This window comes from Streptomyces lavendulae subsp. lavendulae, assembly GCF_002803845.1.
GTDB classification, from domain to species: Bacteria; Actinomycetota; Actinomycetes; order Streptomycetales; family Streptomycetaceae; genus Streptomyces; species Streptomyces lavendulae.
The window spans coordinates 547855-568812 of the sequence record NZ_CP024985.1; the positions used below are offsets into that span (position 1 = coordinate 547855).

At 72.5% G+C, this 20958-nt stretch carries 21 protein-coding genes; 9 read left to right on the top strand and 12 right to left on the bottom strand.

Going from position 1 to position 20958, the window contains the following annotated elements; translation table 11 throughout:
• Positions 1–407 precede the first annotated feature (407 nt).
• From SLAV_RS02695 to SLAV_RS02705, 3 genes are all read left to right on the top strand, one after another.
• Positions 408–1061 carry a helix-turn-helix domain-containing protein gene (locus SLAV_RS02695; protein ID WP_158740807.1) on the top strand — a complete coding sequence of 218 codons (654 nt, stop codon included), beginning with the start codon at positions 408–410 and terminating at the stop codon, positions 1059–1061.
• Positions 1062–1321: 260 nt separating this feature from the next.
• Positions 1322–1897 carry an ImmA/IrrE family metallo-endopeptidase gene (locus SLAV_RS02700; RefSeq protein ID WP_158740809.1) on the top strand — a complete coding sequence of 192 codons (576 nt, stop codon included), beginning with the start codon at positions 1322–1324 and terminating at the stop codon, positions 1895–1897.
• Complete coding sequence (locus tag SLAV_RS02705) at positions 1890–3104, top strand: DUF6545 domain-containing protein (RefSeq protein ID WP_030237025.1); 1215 nt, start codon at positions 1890–1892, stop codon at positions 3102–3104. Before SLAV_RS02700 ends, SLAV_RS02705 begins: the two co-directional genes overlap by 8 nt.
• Positions 3105–3265: 161 nt before the next feature.
• Here the strand turns inward: SLAV_RS02705 and SLAV_RS02710 are convergent, their stop codons facing one another.
• The gene (locus SLAV_RS02710) at positions 3266–4579 is read right to left on the bottom strand and encodes an FAD-dependent oxidoreductase (protein ID WP_030237027.1); all 1314 of its coding nucleotides are present in this window, start codon (positions 4577–4579) and stop codon (positions 3266–3268) included.
• A gap of 259 nt (positions 4580–4838) precedes the next feature.
• Here SLAV_RS02710 and SLAV_RS02715 point away from each other — a divergent pair, with 259 nt between their 5' ends.
• Together SLAV_RS02715 and SLAV_RS02720 are read left to right on the top strand one after the other, a co-directional pair.
• Positions 4839–5084, top strand: a complete 246-nt coding sequence (locus SLAV_RS02715; protein ID WP_030237030.1) for a hypothetical protein — start codon at positions 4839–4841, stop codon at positions 5082–5084.
• A gap of 32 nt (positions 5085–5116) precedes the next feature.
• The gene (locus SLAV_RS02720) at positions 5117–5569 is read left to right on the top strand and encodes a hypothetical protein (RefSeq protein ID WP_030237033.1); all 453 of its coding nucleotides are present in this window, start codon (positions 5117–5119) and stop codon (positions 5567–5569) included.
• 51 nt (positions 5570–5620) lie between these two features.
• On the opposite strand, the gene SLAV_RS02725 is transcribed toward SLAV_RS02720, so the two are convergent.
• From SLAV_RS02725 to SLAV_RS02735, 3 genes are all read right to left on the bottom strand, one after another.
• Positions 5621–5905 (bottom strand): hypothetical protein, encoded by a 285-nt coding sequence (locus SLAV_RS02725; RefSeq protein ID WP_030237035.1) that lies wholly within the window; start codon positions 5903–5905, stop codon positions 5621–5623.
• Positions 5902–6456 (bottom strand): RNA polymerase sigma factor, encoded by a 555-nt coding sequence (locus tag SLAV_RS02730; RefSeq protein WP_030237038.1) that lies wholly within the window; start codon positions 6454–6456, stop codon positions 5902–5904. Before SLAV_RS02730 ends, SLAV_RS02725 begins: the two co-directional genes overlap by 4 nt.
• 218 nt (positions 6457–6674) lie before the next feature.
• Complete coding sequence (locus SLAV_RS02735; RefSeq protein WP_051841281.1) at positions 6675–7049, bottom strand: hypothetical protein; 375 nt, start codon at positions 7047–7049, stop codon at positions 6675–6677.
• Positions 7050–7229: 180 nt separating this feature from the next.
• On the opposite strand from SLAV_RS02735, the gene SLAV_RS02740 reads away from it, so the two are divergent.
• Positions 7230–8744 carry an immunity 49 family protein gene (locus tag SLAV_RS02740; RefSeq protein WP_037688111.1) on the top strand — a complete coding sequence of 505 codons (1515 nt, stop codon included), beginning with the start codon at positions 7230–7232 and terminating at the stop codon, positions 8742–8744.
• Between the two features lie 42 nt (positions 8745–8786).
• Here the strand turns inward: SLAV_RS02740 and SLAV_RS02745 are convergent, their stop codons facing one another.
• The 4 genes from SLAV_RS02745 to lanL form a co-directional block, all read right to left on the bottom strand.
• Positions 8787–9668 carry an ABC transporter permease gene (locus SLAV_RS02745; RefSeq protein WP_394298629.1) on the bottom strand — a complete coding sequence of 294 codons (882 nt, stop codon included), beginning with the start codon at positions 9666–9668 and terminating at the stop codon, positions 8787–8789.
• Positions 9665–10777, bottom strand: a complete 1113-nt coding sequence (locus tag SLAV_RS02750; RefSeq protein ID WP_030237049.1) for a daunorubicin resistance protein DrrA family ABC transporter ATP-binding protein — start codon at positions 10775–10777, stop codon at positions 9665–9667. Before SLAV_RS02750 ends, SLAV_RS02745 begins: the two co-directional genes overlap by 4 nt.
• A 317-nt stretch (positions 10778–11094) precedes the next feature.
• Entirely contained in the window at positions 11095–11250 is a 156-nt protein-coding gene (locus tag SLAV_RS41470) for a VenA family class IV lanthipeptide (protein WP_167456780.1), read from the bottom strand.
• A gap of 44 nt (positions 11251–11294) precedes the next feature.
• Complete coding sequence (gene lanL / locus SLAV_RS02755; protein ID WP_030237052.1) at positions 11295–13964, bottom strand: class IV lanthionine synthetase LanL; 2670 nt, start codon at positions 13962–13964, stop codon at positions 11295–11297.
• Between the two features lie 856 nt (positions 13965–14820).
• On the opposite strand from lanL, the gene SLAV_RS02760 reads away from it, so the two are divergent.
• Positions 14821–15660 (top strand): patatin-like phospholipase family protein, encoded by an 840-nt coding sequence (locus SLAV_RS02760; protein ID WP_030237053.1) that lies wholly within the window; start codon positions 14821–14823, stop codon positions 15658–15660.
• Positions 15661–15914: 254 nt separating this feature from the next.
• Here SLAV_RS02760 and SLAV_RS02765 read toward each other — a convergent pair whose 3' ends face one another.
• From SLAV_RS02765 to SLAV_RS02775, 3 genes are all read right to left on the bottom strand, one after another.
• On the bottom strand, positions 15915–16781 hold the full coding sequence (locus SLAV_RS02765; RefSeq protein WP_030237056.1) for an SDR family oxidoreductase: 867 nt from the start codon (positions 16779–16781) through the stop codon (positions 15915–15917).
• Between the two features lie 51 nt (positions 16782–16832).
• Positions 16833–17309: a hypothetical protein gene (locus SLAV_RS02770; protein ID WP_030237058.1), complete on the bottom strand. Its 477-nt coding sequence runs from the start codon at positions 17307–17309 to the stop codon at positions 16833–16835.
• Between the two features lie 101 nt (positions 17310–17410).
• A complete protein-coding gene (locus tag SLAV_RS02775) occupies positions 17411–17929 on the bottom strand; it encodes a MarR family winged helix-turn-helix transcriptional regulator (protein ID WP_030237061.1) in 519 nt (172 codons plus the stop codon).
• A gap of 116 nt (positions 17930–18045) precedes the next feature.
• Here SLAV_RS02775 and SLAV_RS02780 point away from each other — a divergent pair, with 116 nt between their 5' ends.
• Complete coding sequence (locus SLAV_RS02780) at positions 18046–18588, top strand: NUDIX domain-containing protein (protein WP_030237064.1); 543 nt, start codon at positions 18046–18048, stop codon at positions 18586–18588.
• 356 nt (positions 18589–18944) lie between these two features.
• Complete coding sequence (locus SLAV_RS02785; protein WP_030237066.1) at positions 18945–20117, top strand: UDP-N-acetylglucosamine--N-acetylmuramyl-(pentapeptide) pyrophosphoryl-undecaprenol N-acetylglucosamine transferase; 1173 nt, start codon at positions 18945–18947, stop codon at positions 20115–20117.
• Between the two features lie 69 nt (positions 20118–20186).
• On the opposite strand, the gene SLAV_RS02790 is transcribed toward SLAV_RS02785, so the two are convergent.
• Positions 20187–20807 (bottom strand): RICIN domain-containing protein, encoded by a 621-nt coding sequence (locus SLAV_RS02790; protein ID WP_030237067.1) that lies wholly within the window; start codon positions 20805–20807, stop codon positions 20187–20189.
• Between the last annotated feature and the right edge of the window lie 151 nt (positions 20808–20958).

The window sequence follows — 20958 nt, forward strand, 5'->3', positions numbered from 1 at the left end:
GGGGGCCTGCGGCATCACCGCGAAAGCGGGCCGGAACGGGCGGAATCGGGGGACGGGAACCCTCACCGTCGCCACCGCGCGGCCCGCGGAGGAGAAAGAGCTGCCGTGCGCCGCCCTCGGGCGTCGGATCGGGGCCCGAACGGGCTGCCCGACCCGGGTTGCGACCCTCCCCCGTGGGGATCGCTGCCTTCGGGCGGCGCAAACGACCAGCCATGAAGACCCCTCCCGCATCGGGAGGAGCCCGGCCAGCTGGCGGCATGGACAAGATCCTGCTGCACCCTCCGCCCGGTGTCAACAATAGTTTGCACATGACGCCAACTTGGGCGCGGTTCGCGGCCCTTGACCATCGGTTCGAGGCCGGAATCGACCGCTGCCGTGGCTTGCCGGTTAGACTTGATGCGGTCGGCATGCAGTTCGAGTACCGTGCGGCCGGACGGGCCGCCACGGCGACGGTCACTTGGACGGCAGGAAAGGGATCGATGAGCGGCACGGGCGACCAGCGGGCGCTGCTGATCTCGGAGCGCCTCGACTTCCTGTTCACGCACATCTTCCCGAGGGGCTCCGAGCCCCAGTCGAACGCCGCCGTCAGCCACACCACGGGCGTACCGCTCGACGTCCTGCAGGCCCTGCGAGCCGGCGACCCCGCGTGGGAGGCCGTCGAGGGCGACCCGTTCATCGGCCGGCTCGGGCACCTGCTGAAGACCCGGACGACCGACGAGGGCAGGCCGCACACGCAGACGGACGTGGCCCGGGCGTGCGGAAAGTCGCGGATGTGGCTCTACAACCTCCTGGAGGGCAAGAGCAAGCCCAGCCTCGAATCCACCAAACTGCTTTGCAAGATCTTCAAGGTGGATCCGTCCTTCTTCACGGACGACCCCCTGGAGGCCCTGGCCCGACACTTCGGCATCGAAGCCGGCCCCGCGTTCTTCACCCTCCCCGACACCGACGCCCTGGTGCAGGAGACCAAGGACCAAGTGGAGCTCGTGGCACTGCTGCGCGAAGCCGGTGCCCCGGCCGTCCTCAGCCGCTACCTCGGGACGCTGCCCGAATCCCGGGACTGAAGGGTTCCCGCCCGGCGCGGCGAGTTCGTCCGGTTCACCCCTGCTTGCCCCTCCCCCGGGGCCTTCCGATTCAGGAAGTACGCCGACCGCGGGCCCGTCCCACTTGATCTCCCTCGCGGTGAACGTACAAGCTACTGACTGTGACTCTCCAGACGTGGGCGGTCCATGGACGCCGGACCACCTGCGAGTAGTCCGGCGGATTCACGAAGGAACCGCGGCACGCGTCCCATGTGCCGTGGTGTTCGCAGAAGGGATGGACCGTGGCGGGAATCCGGGAGACCCTGGGAATCGTCTCAGAGACGCTCCGGGAGATCCGCACCCTTCGCAGACTGCGCAACACCTTCTGCTCGCAACTCGGGCTGCCGGCGCACCCGACCATCGACGAGGTCGTATCGGCCGTCTCCGACCGCTGCGGAGTGCCGATCCGAATCCTCTACCTGCCGTTGAAGTACCCGCTCACAGGGGGACTCCTGCAGGGACCCGGAGAGCTCGTCATCGTGGTCGACAAGGACTCGCAGAGCATCCTGCAGAACTTCGTCATCGCCCACGAACTGGCACACGCCTTCCTCGGGCACGATCCGGAGACGGCGGGACACGACCTGCAGGACGAACTGCTCGCCAGCCTGGCCCCCGCCCTCAATCCCAAGATCAGCCGGATGATGCTGGCCCGCACCTACTTCGACGGGCCCGAGACGGCACCGTCCTGCGGGCAGACTCCGCCCGAGCGGGAAGCCGAGACCCTGGGGCGGCTGATCGTGAGCATGATCACCAACATCAGCGGAGACGCCACCACATCGGTGAGCTCCGCCCTGCGTCACAGGGGGACCGGTGTCTGAGGACACTGCCGACATCGTCTACCTCACCGTCGCCGCGATCGCCTCGTGCACCACCTTCGCGAAGTTCGTCGCCTGGCAGCGGGAACGCTCGCCCGCACTGCGCCTGATCGCCCTGTGCTCCGCCCTGGGGGTGGCCGCCTTCGTGTTCGCGACTCCCGTGGTCTACCGCGGCGTGGCGGACCTGACGGGCAGGCAGAACCTGGCCGAGCTGCTGGTCTTCCTCTGCATCCTCGGTTTCTTCGCCCATACGCACGTGATGTCGCTGCTGTGGCGCCCTTCCCCGTCGGGCGCGACCCGCAACCCGCTGACCCGGCCGCTCGTCGTCTACGGTCTCGTCGCGGCCGCCCTGATCGCCGGATTCCTCGTCGCCGGTCTCGACGACGCACCCCACCCGCTGGACTTCAACATCACCTACGGCCGGGACCCCGGCGCCCTGGTCATGCTGGGCGCGTTCCAGCTGGGCCTCGGCTACGCCTCGGTCTCCACCGCCCTGCGGTTCCGCCACAACGCCCTCTCCTCGCACGACGATCCGAGGCTGCGCCGGGCCCTTCAGCACATCGCGTTCGCCACCTGGTTCATCGCCGGGTACGTGGCGTGCGTCGGGCCGGCCACCGTGGCCGGCGCCATGGGATGGCGCGGCCTGGACCCCCTGCACAGCCTCGGCCCGGTCTCCGGCACGATCGGAGCCATCATCATCAACTGGGGGTTCTCCGGAGCCGCCATCGCCACGTGGCGCGCCGACCGCCGGGACTACCTGGCGCTGGCCCCCCTGTGGCAGCTGACGCGCCGCGCCGACCCGCGGATCACGCTGACCGAGCCCAATCCGGTGGCTCAGCTCGGCCTGATCTACGTACGGGACTGGCACCTGATCACACGGATGGCCGACATCCTCAGCGGCATCCGCAGCCTGCACCCCTACTTCGGCAGCGCCCCCGTCGACCGGGTGCGCGAGGCGGCCGCCGGCGCCGGCTGGTCGAAGGACGACGAGCGGGCCGCGGCCGCGGCGGCCGTCCTCCTCGGGGCGGTGGCGCGCGCCGAGGACGGAGCGGCCCGGGTGAGCGGCAGGGGCGTCCCGCTGCCGGGCTCCGAGCTGGAAGCGGCCGCCCAGCGCGCCCACCTGGTCCGCATGGCCCGCCTGCTCGGCCACCCGGCGGTTCTGGCCGCGGCCGGTGTGGACGAGGACGGACGGCTGGTCCCCAGCACCTAGGACAGCTCCTGGGACCGCCGGCCGGAGCTGTCGCCGTGCCTCCTCGGTCGCGCGCGGGCACATCAGGTATCCCGTCCAGCATCCGGTGGTCCGGGGCCGGGCCGCAGCCCGGAGTGGGCCGTACGCGGGCCGGGACCCGTCCGGTCCGCGCGGTGTCACCGCTACCGCCGGGCGCGGGCCATCGCCACGCGCCACCAGAACCGTGGCGTCTGCAGATCGGCGGGACGCCTGCGCATGTTGACGACGTCGAGGAACCTCTCGTTCACCCACGCGTCCGTCGTGGAGGCCTCCTCCATCCACTCCGCCATCTTCCTGGCCAGTGGGTAGCCGCGGGGGTAAGGGCCCGTGACGTGCGGCTGTGCCAGGTCGGACAGGGTCGAGAGCTCCCATGCCGCGTTGACGACGACCCTGACGTGGTGGAAGTAGGCATGCGCCGGCGCACGGAGGTCCGCTCCCCTGCGCAGGTACGCGGCAAGGCACGATGCGTGCAGCAGGGCACTGGTCATGCCCTGCCCGTAGACCGGGTTGAACGAGGCCACGGCATCGCCCACGACGAAGAGGCCTCCGGGAAGACGCTCCACCTCCCACCACCGCCTCCGCAACGAGTGCGCCATGCCGTACGTCTCGACCTCGCCGATCAGCTCGCAGCGGTCCGCGACGACCCCGAAGGGGCCGGCGTCCATCTCCTTCATGCGCCTGCGGAAGTCGGCGGGGTCCCGGGTCGGGCGCATGCCGGCGTACGCCGCGATGACCGCCATCCACTGGTCGCCCTCCACCGCGGCCATGGCCCCGGTGTCCGGCTGCGCGCCGGTACCGCTCGCGGCGGCGGGCAGCTGGTGCGCCACGCGCACGTCGGGGAGTTCGTGTCCCCTGCGAAAGCGCGCGGTGGCGTAGCCCAGATCGATCCGCATGCGGTCGACGGGGGGCTGCGGCCAGCCCTCCTCCCGGAGCCAGGAGGCCAGCCGGCTCGACCGGCCCGTGGCGTCGACCACCGCGTCGGCCGGCACCAGGTGGACCTCGTCCGAGTCGGCGGCGCGGACGCGGACTGCGGCCACCCGCATGTCCCGGACGACCAGGCCGCACGCCTTGCCCGCCCTCACGGACACCCCGTCGTCCAGGAGGGTCCGGCGGCGGATGTGCTCTTCCAGGAGGCCGCGGCTCACTCCGATCAGCTCGTTCCCCGGGACGGAGACCTTGCGCCGGCCCCGGGAGAAGAGCTGGATCTCGCTGCCCGACCCGAGGACCGCGCCCTCGGCCACCAGGTCCTTCGACAACCCGGGAAACCAGCGTTCGGCCTGTGTGCGTCCCATGTCGAGCAGCGCATGGAGCTGCCCGCTCTGCGGCACGCCGTCCCTCGCCGCCGTCGCTGCGAGTCCATCGGGCTCGACGACGGTGACCCGTTTGCCGAGGCTCCGCAGGGCCCGTGCCGCGGCCATCCCCGCGATGCTGCCCCCCAGGACGACTACATGCTGCACGTGCTCCCCCTCCGTGATCGACTGGCCCCACCGTCCGAACCCGCGCGCGGCCCCGGCACAGCACACTAGGCCCGTTCCGATCAACGACCAATGCGGGCTGGGGGCTTCGTTGGCGAAAAGCCCTCAGGGGGTCCGGTCTGGACCGATGAGGTGGAGCTGTACCCCGGATGGCGGCGGGGACGGTGGCCGCGGTGGCAGGCGGTCGGATCGTGCCCGAGGCTCGGGGGCGGGGACGGGTACGAGGGAAAGGCGGTGGCCGATGCCGGAAGCCGAGGAGGAAGGCCTCACCGCGCGCCCGGTCGGTGCGGTGGATCAGGACCGGAGCAGGGCCGAACGTCTGAGGGGTGCGATCACGCGCACCCATCTGCTTCCCGCGTTCCTGGTCCTCACGGTCATGATGGTGGCCCTGTGGCTCATGGGCATGCCGTTTCTGCAGGCCCTGACGATTTCCACCGGGGTGAAGATCGTGGTGGCCCTGCTCGAACTCCGCCGGGTGCCCGGGTAGCCTCGGCGGCATCGGGGGAAGGGGAGGACGCGATGCGGAACGCCGGTGCCGAGGTCTTCTCCTGTGCCGTGTGCGGCGCCCGGTTGTCCGTGCCGGTGCGCGAGGTGCGACCGCCGGCTGAGGACGAGGCCTGGACGCCGCTCGACTCTCCCGTGGACCCCTGCCCGCCCAGGATGGCGCCGGGCTCCTTCGCCCGCGATCCGGAGCCGGGGCGCATCGCCTGGGGCCCGGCTCCCAAGAGGTGGCGTGCGCCCCGGGCGGGGCACGGGCCGGGGGTGGACCTGCTGTTGAGCCCGGGTGACCTGGTCGGCACCACGAAGATCCGCGGCCGGTGGGGCGGTTGCTGCGGGCCCGGCGGGCACGAGGGGCCGAATCTGGCGTGCGCGGGGTGCGGAGCCGAGGTCGGGCTGTGGACCGGTGACTGTTACACCTGGCTGGAGGTCGTCCTGAACGGGCGCCTGGTCAGCCGTTCCCCGGCGGTCTGAGCTCCTTCCCTTCGGCCGGGGGGCGTGAACGGCATCTGCGGGTTCCGTGGGTCAGCGGTGCCCGCCCGTCGTGGTCAGGGTGCACCGGCCGTCCTCGCAGGAGCGCTGGAGGCGGCCCCGCGAAATGGTCTGCATCAGGCCGATGGCCCAGCACATCGGGCAGCCGCGCAGTGCCAGTACGCCGACCGGCAGGAGCAGCAGGCTGACCGGGCCCGTGACCGGGAGGAGCGCGAGCGCGGCGATCAGGCTGCCGAACCCGATCAGGCCGCGGACCAGGTGGCGGGGCAGGGACGCGCTCGCGAAGTCGGGGCCGTCGGCTCCGGTGGTCGGCTTCACGGTGTGTCTCCGGTCGTGGGGCGGGGTGTGGCGCGCAGGGACTGCTGGACGGAGGCGCGGGCCCGGTGCAGGCGCGATTTCATCGCCGCGGTGCTGAGGCCGAGCTCCTGTGCGGTCGTCCGTCCGCTGTGGCCCTGGATGTCCCGCATGATCAGCACGCGCCGCTGCTCGGCCGGCAGAGCGGCGACGGCGGCCGCGACCCGGCCCGCTTCGATGCGCTCCAGGACCACGTCCTCGGCCGAGCTCACGGCGGTGTCCGGCAGGGGTGCGTGGGGCCGCATCGTCCGCGCGCGCCGCAGGCACTCGTTGCGGACGATGCGGAACATCCACGAGGCCAGCGCGCCGGAGGCCCGCAGCGTCCCGATCTTCCGGTAGAGGATGATCAGGGCTTCCTGCGCGGCGTCCTCGGCGTCCTCGGGTGTGGCGCAGAGCGAGCGGGCGAATCTCCGTACGTTCGGGTGCGATCCCTCGACCAGCGCGGTGATCGAGGCGACGTCGCCGCGCTGGGCGTCGGCGACGAGCTGTTCGGCGGGCCAGGTCGTGTCAGCCACGGGCGTGCTTCCGCTTGCGCGTGACGACGTAGGCGCACGTGCAGAGCAGCACGGCTCCGGCGGCGATGGCGATTCCGATGAGCATGTGGACCTCCTGATGCGCGTTCCGACGTTTGTCGGCACACATATAGGAGGCCCGGGCCCGCCGAAAGGATTCGGTCCGTCACCGGAAACTTCGATCACGCCGTGCCGGGGCGTCGCCCCGCTGTCGTCCGGCCTCAGGCGGACCGGCGGCGCAGGGCCCGGCGGACCAGGTACAGGACCACGAACAGCACGATGACGACGAGCACGACGATCATCAGCTTCTTGAAGAGCCCGCCCTTCTTCTTGCTCTTCTTGCTCTTCTTGTTCTTCTTGTTGTCGGTGACGGCCTGGACCCGGGACGAGGTCGGGGCGCGGAGAGCGGCTGCCACACCGGCTCCGGCCGGGTGGGAGTGCTGCGCCGGCGCGGTCGCCGCGGGGGCCTGCCGGGCCGCCGGTACGGCCGCCTCCGCGGCTGCCGTCGGCCCCAGCAGCAACCCGGCGAGTATGAAGAGCGGTACGAGTGCCGCCGCCGCTGCCGGACGCTTCTTCGGAATGCTGTTCTTCGTCACTTTCTCCCCTGTTCTCCAACGCCCCGACCGGCCCGGTGGAATCCGGACGGCCCGGGTACTGGAGCATCGTCGACGAGTTGGACCGCCACGGCAAGGACATGGGATGCGCAACCCCGTCGAGCGCTCGCGCCCGGCCGCCCCGGCGTCGTGTTGTCACACCCTGCTCGTAGGGTCGCAGGGGTGAACCGAGACGACGCCCTTGAACCGACGGACGCCGCCGAGCTGCTGCGCGGTGTCCACGCCCGGCTGCTGCCCCTGGCCGCGCTGACTCCCGAGCTCTCCGGGGCCATGCGCTACGCGCGCGTGGTGGCCGACGGGCTCGTCTTCGCGTACGCCCTCGACGGACCGACCAGTGTGCGGATCCTCACCGACAGGGACGTCGAGGTCGCCGGGCTCCAGGAACTGGGGCGGGCGGCGTACGCGAACCTGATGCGCGTGCCCGCCGAGTACGCGGAGGTGGTCACCGAGGAGGGGGCGCGGCTGCACTCCGTCTACGGCGACTCCCACTTCGTCGCCGCCAAGGCCCTGTTCCTGTCCGAGGCGGCCCGGCAGGTCACCGGTGAGCCGCTCCCGGACGCCGGCGCCCTCGTCGTCGTGCCCAGTCGGCACAACCTGGTGTTCCACCCGATCGGCGACGGATCCGTGGCCGACGCGGTCAACGCCCTCGCCGCCTACGCGTTGGGCGCTCACGAGGACTCGGGGCGGGGCGCCCTGTCTCCGCAGGTCTACTGGTGGCACGCCGGCGCACTGACGTCGCTCACGGTCTTCGACGAGCAGACCCGCACCTTCTCCCTGCGACCGCCACCGCAGCTCCTCGCCATGATGAAGGGCCTGGTCCGGCTCGACGGCGCCGGCCGGATCGCCACCCGCACCGCGGACAAGGCTCCCGACCTCGGCGAACTCGCCTCATCCATAGCCGAGTCGGCGGGACGGTGCGACCGGGACCCGGCGGCGCTGGGCGGTGCGTTCGGCGCCGCCGTCGCGCTCGCCCACGCGCGCTGCGCCGAAGACCCCGACGCGGCGGGCATCGACACGTGGGACGCCTGGGCCACCGCGGTACAGCTCGGCTCCGCGCTGTTCGTCGGTGCGCAGCCGCAGCAGTGTCACCTGGGCGGGGAGCGGACCGCGCAGCTGCCCGCGACTCCCGCCGACCCGCCCGCGGACGCCCGCGCCTGGCTCGACGCCCTGTACCTCGCGGTCGTGTGCCGCCAGACGGACCGGATCGACCGGCTGTGCCGGGTGCCGCCGGCGCGGCTGCGGGAGGACGACTCCGTCGACGCGTACGTCCTGCACTGGGTCGACACCCTGCAGACCTACTTCTCCCGGCGGTCCATGGACGAGGTGGTGGAGAAGCTGCTGGCCACCATGGAGTCGTCCATGCCCGAGGGCCTGACCCACGCGCCGAAGGACTTCGTGAACCGGATCGACTACCAGCCCGTCGCCCTCTTCCACCGGCTCGTCTCGGGTGACCCCAACGCCTTCGCCGAGACCCTGACGGAAGCCCTCGCGGAACACTCCGGGTACTGGTCCGGGTCGGCGGCGCCGCGTGCCCGTCTCGCCCTCGGGCCGCTCGCGATGGCGAGCATGGCCTACGAACGCGGTTTCCCCGTCGACGCGGAGCACCCCTGTCTGCCCGCCCATCTGCTCGACGGGAAGCGGATCGAGGACATACCCGAGTCCGGGGACCCCGCGTAGCCGTGCCGTGTGGGGGTACGGGCCCGGGCCGAAGGGCGTCGGTCATTCGGGGCGGTTGAAGCGGTGGGCGGCCCAGAGCAGGGCCGCGGTCCCGGTCGCCAGGAGGGCCGCGGCTTCGAGGAGCAGCGGGGGCTGTCGGCCGAACCATTCGAGGCCCGCCACGGCCGCCTGGTCCGGTACCCGGAGCGTGATGCCGCGCCGGAGCAGGTCCACTCCGTAGGCGAGCGGGTTGAGGGCGGCCAGTGAGCGGGCCCAGCCCGGCAGGCTCTCCAGCGGGAAGAAGCCGCCGGAGAGGAACAGCAGCGGCATCATCACCAGGCCGAGCAGCATGTGGAAGACCTCGGGGCGGCCGAGGGTCACGGCCAGGGCCAGGGAGAGGGCCGTGATGGTGAAGGAGGCCAGGACCATGCCGGCGAGGAGCAGCGCCAGGAGGAGCGGGTCGTAGGGCAGGCCGACCGCGCCGGCCAGGGCGAGCAGGACGGCGCCCTGGACCGCGGCGACGGTGGTGCCCCCGGCGCAGCTGCCCAGGAGGAGGGTGGAGCGCCTTACCGGGGCCATCAGCAGTTCGCGCAGGTAGCCGCTCTGGCGGTCGGTGATCAGGCGGATGCCGACCATGATGGCCGGGGTCTGGACGGTCATCATCAGCACGCCGGGGAACAGGTAGGTCTGGTAGCCCACGCCCAGTGTGGAGTTGGGGATCAGCGCGGCCAGGCCGCCTCCGAGGATGAAGAGGTAGAGCACCGGCTGGATCAGCATCAGAGCGGTGTGGGTGCGCTGGGTGGACAGGCGCAGCAGGTCGCGGTGGACCAGCGCGTGGACCGCGCGCAGTTCGCGGCGCAGGCGGGACGGCGGCGCGGGGGCGGCGGGGTCGGGGCTGCCGGGAGTGTCCGGGACTCCGGCTGTCTTGAGAGCGGATGTGGTCACGGGCCCCCCTCGGTCGTCGCCGTGGTTGCGGTCGGCTGGGTGGTGGTGGGCGTCGGTGCGGGGCGTGCGGTGTGGATGCTGCGGCCGGTGTGGTGGAAGAAGACGTCGTCGAGCGTCGGCGGGGTCGCGGAGGCGGACCGGACGGGGATGCCGTGGGCTTCGAGGGCCGCGCACAGGCGGGGGATCCAGGAGCTGCCGTTGGGCACGCGCAGGCTGATCCCCTCGGTGTCCAGAGCCGTGACGGTGCCCGGTGGCGCGGTCCGGCGTACGACCTGGTGGGCCGACGGGTCGTCGCTGGTGCGCAGTACCACCCGGTCGTCGCCGATCGCGTCCTTGAGCGCGAAGGGGGTGCCCTGTGCCACGAGGCGGCCGCCGTCGATGATGGCGAGGCGGTCGCAGTTCTCCGCCTCTTCGAGGTAGTGGGTGGTGACGAAGAGGGTGGTGCCCTGCCGGTCGCGCAGTGCGCGCAGGTGTTCCCACACCTGGGCCCGGGCGTGGGGGTCGAGTCCGGTGGTCGGCTCGTCGAGGAACAGGATCCGGGGTGCGTGCAGCAGGCCGCGGGCGAGCTCCAGGCGTCGGCGCATGCCGCCGGAGAGGGTGCGTACCGGGGATCGGCGCCGGTCGGTCAGTCCTACGGCTTCGAGCGTCTCGGTGGCGCGGCGGCGGGCGTCGCGGCGGCTCATCCCGTAGAGGCGTGCGTGGATGTGCAGGTTCTGTTCGGCCGTCAGGTCGGTGTCCAGGGCGCTGTGCTGGAAGAGCATCCCGACCTGGCGCCGCACCTGGTCCGGCTCGCCGAGTACGTCGGCGCCGGCCACCGTGGCCCGTCCGGCGGTGGGGCGGGCCAGGGCGCACAGCAGGGCGATGGTGGTGGACTTCCCGGCGCCGTTGGGGCCGAGGAAGGCGAAGGTTTCGCCTTGACCTACGTCCAGGTCCAGGCCGCGTACGGCGTGGGTGGTGGTGCCGTCCGGGCCGGGGTAGCTCTTGACCAGACCGCGCGTGCTGATGGCGTACGCCGGCTCGGGGGCGGACTCCGCGGCGTGCGGGCCCGTGCGGGCGGCCGTCGGGAGGGTTGCCTGGGTGGGGGCGTCGTCACCGGCGCGTGGCTGCATGGTCGGGTCCTCGTCTGCGGGGTGTCGTCTGCGGACTCGGGCGTGGTGCGGTTCGGGGGGAGCCGGTGCGGGCGGGGCCTTCCCCGCGTGCGGCTCCCCGTTGGAGGGGGCGGGGCCTCGCGCTCCGGCCGGCGGCGCCGTGGGGCAGCCGCCGGCCGGAGGTTCGTGGGGCCCGTTCCGTCTTGTCCCGTTCGGGTGTCGACCAGGGAACACGGGGTGCTCCCTCCCGGCGGGGCCGGTGTTCAGCGCCTGGGCGACGAGACCGCCGTCGTCTCGGCTGCTGGGCGGTACCGGAGGCGAAGGGGCCTGGTGCCGGGTCAGTTACAGCTGATGCCCACGCAGACGGTGTTGAGGAGCGTCAGCAGGCCGACGCAGTCGCAGGTGTTGGCGAACGCCACACCGTCGGCGCCGACCGGGTCGGTCTCCGGAAGGGCGTGCAGGTGAGCCAGCAGTTCGAAGTCGCGGTTCTCCATGGCTTTCTCCTTCTCTGTGAGATGGGCGGCAGGTTCCCTGCCGCTCAACCCGGCTGCTGGATCATCCAGAGCCGGGAGTCCGTGTGGCGGGTCCGCAGGAGGAACGCGAGGATTCCCGCGGATCCGTCGCTCCAGCCCGTCGAGACGTCCCCGTACTCGTTGGGGAAGACGACGTGGCGGTCGCGGTGGGCCCGTTCGGCGACGATGAAGCGGGCCAGGTCCTCGGCCGACGTGCGGTAGGCGGGGTCCCCCGTGGCCGTGGCCATGTCGAGGAGGAAGTCGCCGTTGCCCGCCAGTCCGTGGCATTGGGTGAGGGGGGCGCGGGACGCCCGCTCCACGACGGCGCGCGCGGCGCGGCGGGCGAGGTCGCCGAACCGGTCGTCCCCGGTGGTCTGCCAGAGCCGCACCAGGAAGGAGCCGATTCCCGCCGAACCGTGGCACCAGTACGGGGCCGTGGGCACGTCTCCGGCCTGCGCCGGCCACTGGGCCGTCTCGCCGACCGTCAAGGCCGTGGCCACGAGCTCCTCCCCCGCCGCCAGGGCCAGGTCCAGGTGTTCCCGGCGGTCGGTGACGGCCGCGGCGGCGAGGAGGAAGCATCCGATGCCGGACGTTCCGTGGGCGAAGCCGAGGTAGCGTTTGCCGGCTTCCTTGGCTACGGCTTCCGCGGGGACCGGCCAGCTCACGCCGGTCGGCTCGGGTCGTGCGGCGGCGGCCAGCCGGTCGGCCGCGTCGGCGACGAGCGCGGCGAGGCGCGGGTCGCCGGTGCGGTGCCACAGGTGGGCGGCGGCGAGTCCGCTGCCCGCGGAGCCGTGGGTGACGTCGTGGCTGGGCGTCGGCTCCTGCGGAGCCAGGGCCAGGGCGAGCGCGTGGTCCATGAGGGCGCGGTCGTCGAGGGCGCGTCCGGCGTCGTACAGGGCCCAGGCGGTCCCCCGTCCGCCGAAGTGCAGGCCGGGGCGCGTGGAGCGGGTGTCCGTCCGGGCCGCGATCCAGTGGCCCGCGGTGGAGATCCGTTCCGGCAGGCGCGGATCGCCGGTGAGCTCGTAGTACCGGGTCAGCACCGCCAGGACACCGGCCGCGCCCTGCTGGACGGTACAGGGGTCGGTCTCCCCCGCCATGGTGGAGACGGGCCACAGCCGCCGCTCGTCGCGGGGGGTCATCGACTCGACGAGGTGGTCCACGATCCCCGCCACCGAGGCCGCCGTCGCGTCGCCCGGGTCCTTGCCCGTGGGGCCGGCGGCGGGGTGCCCGGGGAGCGGACTCCCGGTGCGGCGCAGGGCCGTACGTGCTCTGGCCGGGTCCCAGCGCTCGGCCGGATCGTCCTTCATCAGCCCGAGGATCATCCCGGGCAGGCCGTCGGGCAGGGGGAGCGTGCCTTCGCAGGCGGTCAGCCACTCGGCGAGCCGCTGCTCCGCGGATCTGGCGGCGGGCTCCTCCGGCAGCAGGTGGGGGACCTTCCCGGCGAGGACGAAGCACACGGTGGCGCCGAGGCTGTAGTAGTCGGCCGTCGGGGAGACGGGCGCGCCGGCCAGCCGCTCGGGGGCGCTGAAGCCCGGGGTTCCCACCGTGGTCGGGAGGGCGGCGTCGTCCTTCAGGACGGCGAGCTCCAGGTCGATGAGGCGCAGTTCGCCGTCGGGCCTGACCATGATGTTGCCGGGGGTGAAGTCCCGCAGGACGCAGCCGCAGGCGTGCGCCGCGGCGAGGAGGTCGACCAGGCGCCCGGCCTGGGCCAGGGCGTCGGCGCGGTAGCGCTCGCTGCCGACGTCGCGGAAGTGCTCGGCGACCCAGTTCCGCAGGGGTACGCCGGGTATTTCCTCCTGGGCCAGGAACAGGTGTCCGCCGTGCTCGAACATCGCGACGGGTTCCGGGGCCAGGCCGGTGCCGGCGAGGTTCTCCAGGGTCCGGGCCTCGGCGCGCAGCCAGTCGCGTACGTCGCTGCCGGACGCGTCGGCCTCCACGTGCGGCCGTGCCTCCTTGATGACGACGGGTGCGCCCGTGATGGCGTCCGTCCCCCGGTAGACGCCGCCCTTGTTCGTGTGGCGTATCGCCTCCCGGACCGAGAAGCGGCCGCCGAGCAGCACCGGGCCGGTCGGCGCCTCCTCGGTGCGCGGCGGGGCCGGTACCGATGCGGGGAAGGGGCTGACCGCCCAGGAGGGAGGGGAGTACCGCCCGGTGCGCACGTCCTCGACGGGGTTGCCGTCGGGGTCCTCGTAGAACCACACCAGGAGTCCCTGGTCCGACAGCCGCTGCCGGGCGACGAAGGCGCCGTAGCGGTAGTGCACCAGGCTGTTCACGGCGTAGGGCTGGTCCGAGAGGATCCGGGGGCCGGCCAGCCCGGTCGTGGCCCGGTGCAGTTCCAGCGCGATCCGGGCCGCGTCGGTGTCGGAGCGGGGGTAGACGGTGATGAACTTGCCCGAGCTCCCCCGGGGCGTGGCCCGGGAGTTGAGCGCGCTCACCTGTTCCAGGGACCGGGCGAACTTGAACGCCGAGCCCTCGCGCAGCAGTACGTCCAGGGCCTTCGCGAGGACTGCCGGTGCGGAGGCGGAGGTCGCGGACACGTGCAGTTTCCAGCCCTGCGCCCGCTGCGTCGTGGACAGGGGCGTGAGGCGGCACCACATCTCGTCCGCGTCGGTGCTCCAACGCGCGCCCTCGCCGGTGGCTTCAAGCGCCCGGCGGAGCAGGTCTTCGAGGTCGACTTCGGTTGCGTGGCTCGTCATGCCCGTCCCTCTCAACGGTGAGGACCGCTGGTTGGAATATGCCTTCGGTAAGCAGAACGTATAGGCGTGGCCCGACGGACGTCAGTCGGTCCGGCGAGCGCACGGTGTTGTTGCGCTGCCTGGTGTCGTCAACCGGCGCAGAAAGGAAGCTCGCGGGAGCGTTATGGGGTGGTAATACCCCAGCACCTCCCGGCGGGACACAGAAAACAGCTCCGGATCCGGAGAATGAAAGCGTTCCGAATAAATCGGCCCCAAATCCAGCTCGGTCTACGCATATGAATTCCGGGCCAACCCCAAACGAACGGATCGCCTCCGGCGTCACCGTCGAGGTGTTCACCCCCGGCGGCGGACGGCGCCGCTCCTGGCCCCGTCACCAGCCATTCCTCAGGTTCGATTCGGTCTCCGCATTCGATACGAGGATTTCTCCCGGTCGCGGTGAACGCTATCGGCGCATCGCTTACGCCGTACAGCCTTCCTCCCACCTCGCCCGCAGTAAAGGTCCGATCGCGCCACGACGCCAACCTGCCGTGCGACACGATTCGGCCCGACTTCACATTCCACGATCACGCCCCTGAGCTGCACCCGGCCATGAATGTTTAAAGATTAACGACTACCGAACGACTGCTCGGAATCGGCTCAAAAGCAAACTGGGGTTCCCTCGGCCCCGGGAAAACGTGAGCCCAGGGAATGAAGTGCCGGGTGGGGAGCGAGCACACGGGGCGGCGCACGACGGAGTACCGGCGTGGCGGACGGGATCCGGGCGGCAAAACGGGGAGCATTCCCCGCTACGCGTGCTACTGTCGACCCATCAACCGGGGAACACTCCCCGGTTTACGCTCCGGGAAGGACGCGGACGATGGCGGACACGGCTCTGGTGCTGGGCGGCGGCGGAACGATCGGGCTCGCCTGGACGGTCGGGATACTGGCGGGCCTGGCCGAAGCGGGCCTGGACCTCTCCGGTGCCGACGTGACGATCGGCACCTCGGCGGGCTCGGTGATCGGCTCCCGGCTCGCCTCGGGGGTGACGGCCGAGGAGATGTACGAGGAGAACCTCGCCGGGGCCGGTGAGCTCGACGTCAAGGTCACCGCGGGCCAGACCGCCCGCTTCCTGTGGGCCGCGCTCGGATCCCGTGACCCGGAGCGCTCCGTCCGGCGCCTCGGCCGGGCCGCGCTGGCCTCCCGCACCGCCCCCGAATCGGCCGTCCACGGCGCGGTGGCCACGCTCCTGGCCGGCGTACGGGAATGGCCCGGCCGCGCCCTGCGCCTGACTGCCGTCGACGCCCGGTCAGGAGCCCTGGAGGTCTTCGACGCCGCCTCGGGCGTGAGCCTCCCCGAGGCTGTGGCGGCGAGCTGCGCGGTACCGGTGGTCTGGCCGCCCGTATCGGTGGCCGGCCGTCGCTGGATGGACGGTGGCAGCCGCTCGACGGCCAACGTCCAGCTCGCCCGCGGCCATCGGCGGGTCGTCGCCATCGCCCCGATCCCGAAGGCGGTCGGTCCGCACCCGAGCGCGACCCAACAGGGCGCGGACCTCGCCGCGGGCGGGGCCTCGGTGGCCGTCCTCACCCCCGACCGCCCTTCCCTCAAGGCGTTCGGCCGCAACATGCTCGACCAGAGCCGCCGGGCCGCCGCCGCCAGGGCGGGCCGCGTCCAGGCGGCTTCGTGCGTGGACACCGTGCGAGCGGTCTGGACGGCCTGACCCGACGGTCCGCCCGGCACGGCGGCGTCACCGCGGCCCCCACCCCACAGCCATCGGCACCACGCCGACGAGGCGCGCACGCCCGGCGGATACAAGCCGCGCCTGATGAAGCGCGGCGGCACACGGCAGGAACTGCTCCGGGCCGCCAAACCCGCCGCCGACTCCCCCGCAGGCGCCGGGGAGTCGGCGGCGGCGGTTTACAGGTAGTCGCCGGGGATGAGGCCATGCGTGGCGGGTTCACGACGGTCAGGGCGTCAGCGGCGGAAGTGGGCGCGGTGTTCCCGGAGGAAGGCGTCGAGGGTGCGGGGCGGGCGGCCGAGGATGTCGGCGACGGTAGTGGTGGGGGCTTCGGGACGGCTCGCGGCGAGCTGCTGGATCTCCGTCACGTGCTCGGCGAGCCAGGCGGGCATGTGGGCGTGGCGGATGAGGTCGTCCCGCAGCTCGTCCGGGGTGAGGTCGACGTAGCGGATCCGACGGCCGGTCAGAGCGGTGAGTTTCGAGGCGAGTTCGGAGTGGGTGACGGCTTCGGGTCCGGTCAGGACGTAGGTGCCGCCCGCGACCTCAGGCCGGGTGAGGGCGGCTGCGGCGACGTCGGCGATGTCGCGGCAGTCGATGTGGTTGTAGGGGGCGTCGCCCGTCGCGCCGAGGATGACGCCCCGGTCGACGGCGGGGGCCAGGCGCAGGAGGTTCTGCATGAACGCGTAGGGGCGCAGGACGGTGTGGGTGAGACCGCTGCCGCGCAGGTGTTCCTCGATGGCGTGGTGGCCGCGGGACACGGCGACCGGGGAGTCGCGTTCGGCGGCGGGTGCGGAGATCTTGACGAGGTGTCCGATGCCGGCCCGGGTGGCGATGTCGATGACGCGGGTTTCGAGTTCCACCTGTGCGGGGCCGTTGGCCATGGCGAGGAAGAGCCGGTCGGCGCCCTCGAAAGCGGTGTGCAGGGAACGGGGATCGGCGGCGTCGGCGTACCGGACCTCGACGGGCGGCCGGCGGGGGTCGGTCAGGCCGGGTATCGCCCGGTGCGGGGTGCGGGTCAGCGCGCGGACGGGTGCGCCGAGTGCGAGGAGGCGGTGGAGGAGGGCGTTCCCGGTCGCTCCGGTGGCTCCCATGACGACGATCATCGTGTGCTCATTCCTGGGTGACTTCCCGGCGGCGGGTGCCGCCGGGGTGGGTTATGCCGGGGAGGGCGTGGTGGCGGCGGCGCGCCAGCGCAGGGTGACGATGGTGGTGGCGAGTGCCGCGGAGAGGGGCAGGTCGATGCGCAGCCGCTCCAGCCACGGGCCGGCGGGGACGGGGGTGTGCGCGGGCAGCCATGGAACGGCGAACCATCCCAGCAGGGCCGCCGAACCGGCGGCCGCGATGACGAGCGCCACCGTCAGGACGACGCGCGGCAGGGCGCCGACCCACGGTCTGGGCCGCCCTCCGCGCCGCAGCCACGCGCCGACCAGGAAGGCGACGACGGCGGAGGTGCCGGCGATGGAGGTGCAGGCGGCCACGGCCAAGTCCCGCTGCCCGGTGAGGACCCCGGCGGTACCGGCGGTGAGCGCAGGGGCGGCGTAGGCGGTCAGCACCTCTCGCCACAGGGTGAACGGCCGGGCCTGCCGGGAGGCCGCCCGGTTCCGGCGGGATCCGTCTTTCGTTGCGGGCATGACGCCTTCTCTCTCGTTCGGGCAATATAATTAGGCAGCTAACCATGACCCCGCAAAAGGGGCCCCGCCCGAGGACGGGGCCCAGCCTGACGGGAGACGGGTCAGTCCGCGGCCAGGGCCGCGCTGCCCCGCACGACGCGGGCGAGCAGATCCAGGAACACCGCGCGCTCCTCGACGGAAAGCCCGTCGACCATCGCTTCGAGCCGTCCGAAATGTTCGGCCGCCATGTCGCGCAGGCGCTGCGCCCCGCGCGCGGTCAGGACGGCCACCGTGCCGCGCCCGTCCTCCGTGGACGGGCGGCGGGCGATCAGGCCCTCGCGCTCAAGGCCGTCCAGCAGGCCGGTGACCGTGGCCCGGGAGACGCCGAGGTCGGCCGCGAGGTGCGAGGGGGTCTTCTCCCCTCCGTGATCCTCAAGGTCGGCGAGCAGCCGGTAGCGTCCCGTCGACAGGCCGAACCGGGCGAAGTGCGCCTCGGCCGCCCGGCCGACCCTCGCACCCGCCGAGATCAGCCGCACCGCGACCAGCACCGCCTGCGGATCGACCTCCAGGCCGTAGCGCTCGACCTGCTGCCTGGCCTGGTCCAGCGTGGGCGCCTCGGCGTCGGTTCCGTCCCTCGTCATGAAAGTAATATGGCGCCTAACCACTCGGCCTGTCAAGGAATCCCCTCGGCGGGACGCCCGGATTCGCGGGGCTACCAGCGCTCGACGACGACCGAGGGGCCGCGATACTGGCCCCCATGACCGACACGCCCGACAGTCCCGCGACCCCCTTCTCCCGGATCAAGGTCCGCGCCGGGGCCGTCGTCTTCTGCGGCGACGACGTCGCGCTCATCCGGCGGGAGCGCGCCGGCTCCGTCCACTACACCCCTCCCGGCGGCAACGTCGAGGACGGCGAGGACTTCCGGCAGGCCCTTCGCCGGGAACTCGGCGAAGAGCTCGCACTCGACGTGGACCAGGCGGACGGCGGTGACCTCATGTGGGTCGTCGACCAGCGCGTCACCCGCCCGGGCCCCACCCCGTCACCGCGCAAGATCCACTTGATCTACCGCCTCCACATCACCCCGGAGGTCCGCGCCCGCCTGGCCACGCAGGAGCTGGACGAACTCCCGGACGGCAGCCACGAGGTCGGCTTCATCGAGTGGGTCCCGTACCGCGACGCCGCCCGGCTGCCGGTCTTCCCGCCCATCGGGGCGGCCCTCGCGGCCCTGGACCACCCCCGCGCGCCGGTCGCCGACCCCGCCCTCGACGCCGTCACGGACGCGAACTACACCTGGGTCTGATCCGCGGGCGGCCGCCGGGCTGCGAACCCGAGCGGAGGCCCAGGGCACTGTGCTGGACGACCCCGGCGGGGACGTCCTCGCGGCCCGCCGTCATGGGGTACAGTGGATCTTGAGCTCGCCGCCGCGGACAGCAGTGGTCGGCCCGGCGTTGGTGGTCCAAGGAAAGACACCCCACTTCCCGTGGGGGAATGCAGGTGCAAGGCCTGCCCAGCGCTCGATCGAGGCCCCGGATTCCCTGTGGAATCCGGGGCCTTCGTGTTGCGGTCCCGTCCTGCCCGAGACCACGACCATGGGCCGTGACCACGGTCGCGACCCCCGGTCGTGGTCATCGGCCGTCGAACAGTAGGGTGAGCCGGGTGGATACTCCCTCGCTCCCGCGTTCTTTCCGGCTGCTCGTGACGGGTGGCGGCACCGGCGGTCATACCTATCCGGCCCTGACTGCGGTCCGGACCCTGCAGGGTCGGCTCGCAGCTGCGGGCGGCACCCTGGACGTCCTGTGGATCGGCACCCAGGACGGTCTTGAGGCGCGCGTCGCCCCGGCGGAGGGCATCGCCTTCAAGACGGTGGCCACGGGGAAGATCCGCCGCTCGTCGAACCCGCTGAAGATGCTGTCGGCCGCGAACGTCAAGGACATGGCCCGGGTGCCGCTCGGTGTGGCACAGGCCCGTGCGATCGTCTCCGAGTTCCAGCCGGACGTCGTCCTGGCGACGGGCGGGTACGTCGCGGTTCCGGCCGGTCTGGCCGCGCGGCTCAACCGGCGTCCGCTGGTCCTGCACGAGCAGACCGTCCGGCTGGGCCTGGCCAACCGGAAGCTCGCGAGTTCGGCCACCCGGATCGCGGTGTCCTCGGAGTCGTCGCTGGCCCTGCTGCCCGCCGATGTCCGGGACCGCGCGGTCGTCACCGGCAACCCGGTGCGGCCCGAGGTGCTGTCCGGTCACCCGGACAAGGCGGTCGAGGCGCTGGCCCTGTACGGGTTCGACCGGCGGCTGCCGACGGTCTACGTGACCGGTGGCGCGCAGGGTGCCCAGCAGATCAACGGCGTCGTGCGGGACCTGCTGCCCTGGCTGCTGAGCCACGCGAACGTGATCCACCAGTGCGGCCCGGCGAACGTGGAGGAACTCCGCAGCGCCGCCGCCACCCTGGACCCGGTCCTCGCCGGGCGGTACCACCTGACCGGTTTCGTCGGGCCGGAGCTGCCCGACGTGCTGGCGCTGGCCGATGTCGTGCTGTCGCGCAGCGGGGCCGGGACGCTGGCGGAGCTGACCGCGCTGGGCAAGCCGGCCGTGTTCGTTCCGCTGGCCACCTCCGCGGGCAACGAGCAGGCCCACAACGCCCAGCACCTGGCCGACGCGGGCGCGGCGGTCGCCCTGCTGGGCGAGGTCACGGCGCACGCCCTCGGGGACGCTCTGGGCCCGCTGCTGACCGACCCCGGTCGGCGTATGGCGATGGCCGAGCGGGCACGTGCGTACGGCAGGCCGGACGCCGCGGACCGGCTCGTGGACGTGATCCTGGCCGCGGCGAACGGCTGACCGGTGGGGGGGCGGTGCCGGCCGGCACCGCCCCCCACCCCCTCTTGCCGGGGAACGGGTGGCCGGGGTCTAGGCGACCTGCCACCAGTGGTCGTCGCCGTAGCTGGTGCTGCAGGTGTAGACGCCGACCCGGAGGTCGTTGGCGCCGTCCGCCAGGCCCGCGACGTCCAGGCACACGGGGCGGCCGGCCTGGGAGGACTTGGCGTTCACGAGCTGGAACGCCTTGCCCGACGAGTCCCAGGCCTGGTACCAGAGCTGGTTGTCGGCGGTGGTGTTCTGGCAGGGGTAGAACCCGACCGGCGAGTTTCCGGGCACGCCGGTGCCGGGCAGGTCCAGGCACAGGCCGCCGTTCTTGACGTTGCGGATCAGGAATCCGTCGACGCCGTCGGTGAGGTCCCACATCTGGTTGTCCCCGGCGCCCCGGATGCAGTCGTGCTGCTGCACGATGCTCCCCATGTTCGGCGCACCGAGGTCGGGCACGTCGAGGCATTTGTGCGTCGTGTAGTTGAACAGCAGGGTGTTGTACACCGACTCCGCGCGGGCCTGCGAGGGGCCGGCGGTCAGCAGGTTGAGGGCCAGCGCGGACAGGACCGCGAGGACCGCGGCCGCGGCGCGTAAGCGGTACGGGCGGTGCGGTGAGGTGCGCCGCGTGACGTCGGTACGTGCGGGCAGGGCGGTGTTCTGGTGCATGCGGTTCCTTCCCGGGTGCGGACCGGCGGTAGCGGTCCGTCAGGTGGTGGCCGCGCCGAGGGGCGGGCTCCGAAGGGCTGTTGCGCCGTACAGAACGCTCTGTGGGACCGGTACCGAAGGCCGTCCGTCGTCCGTCGCGTCGCGGGGAACG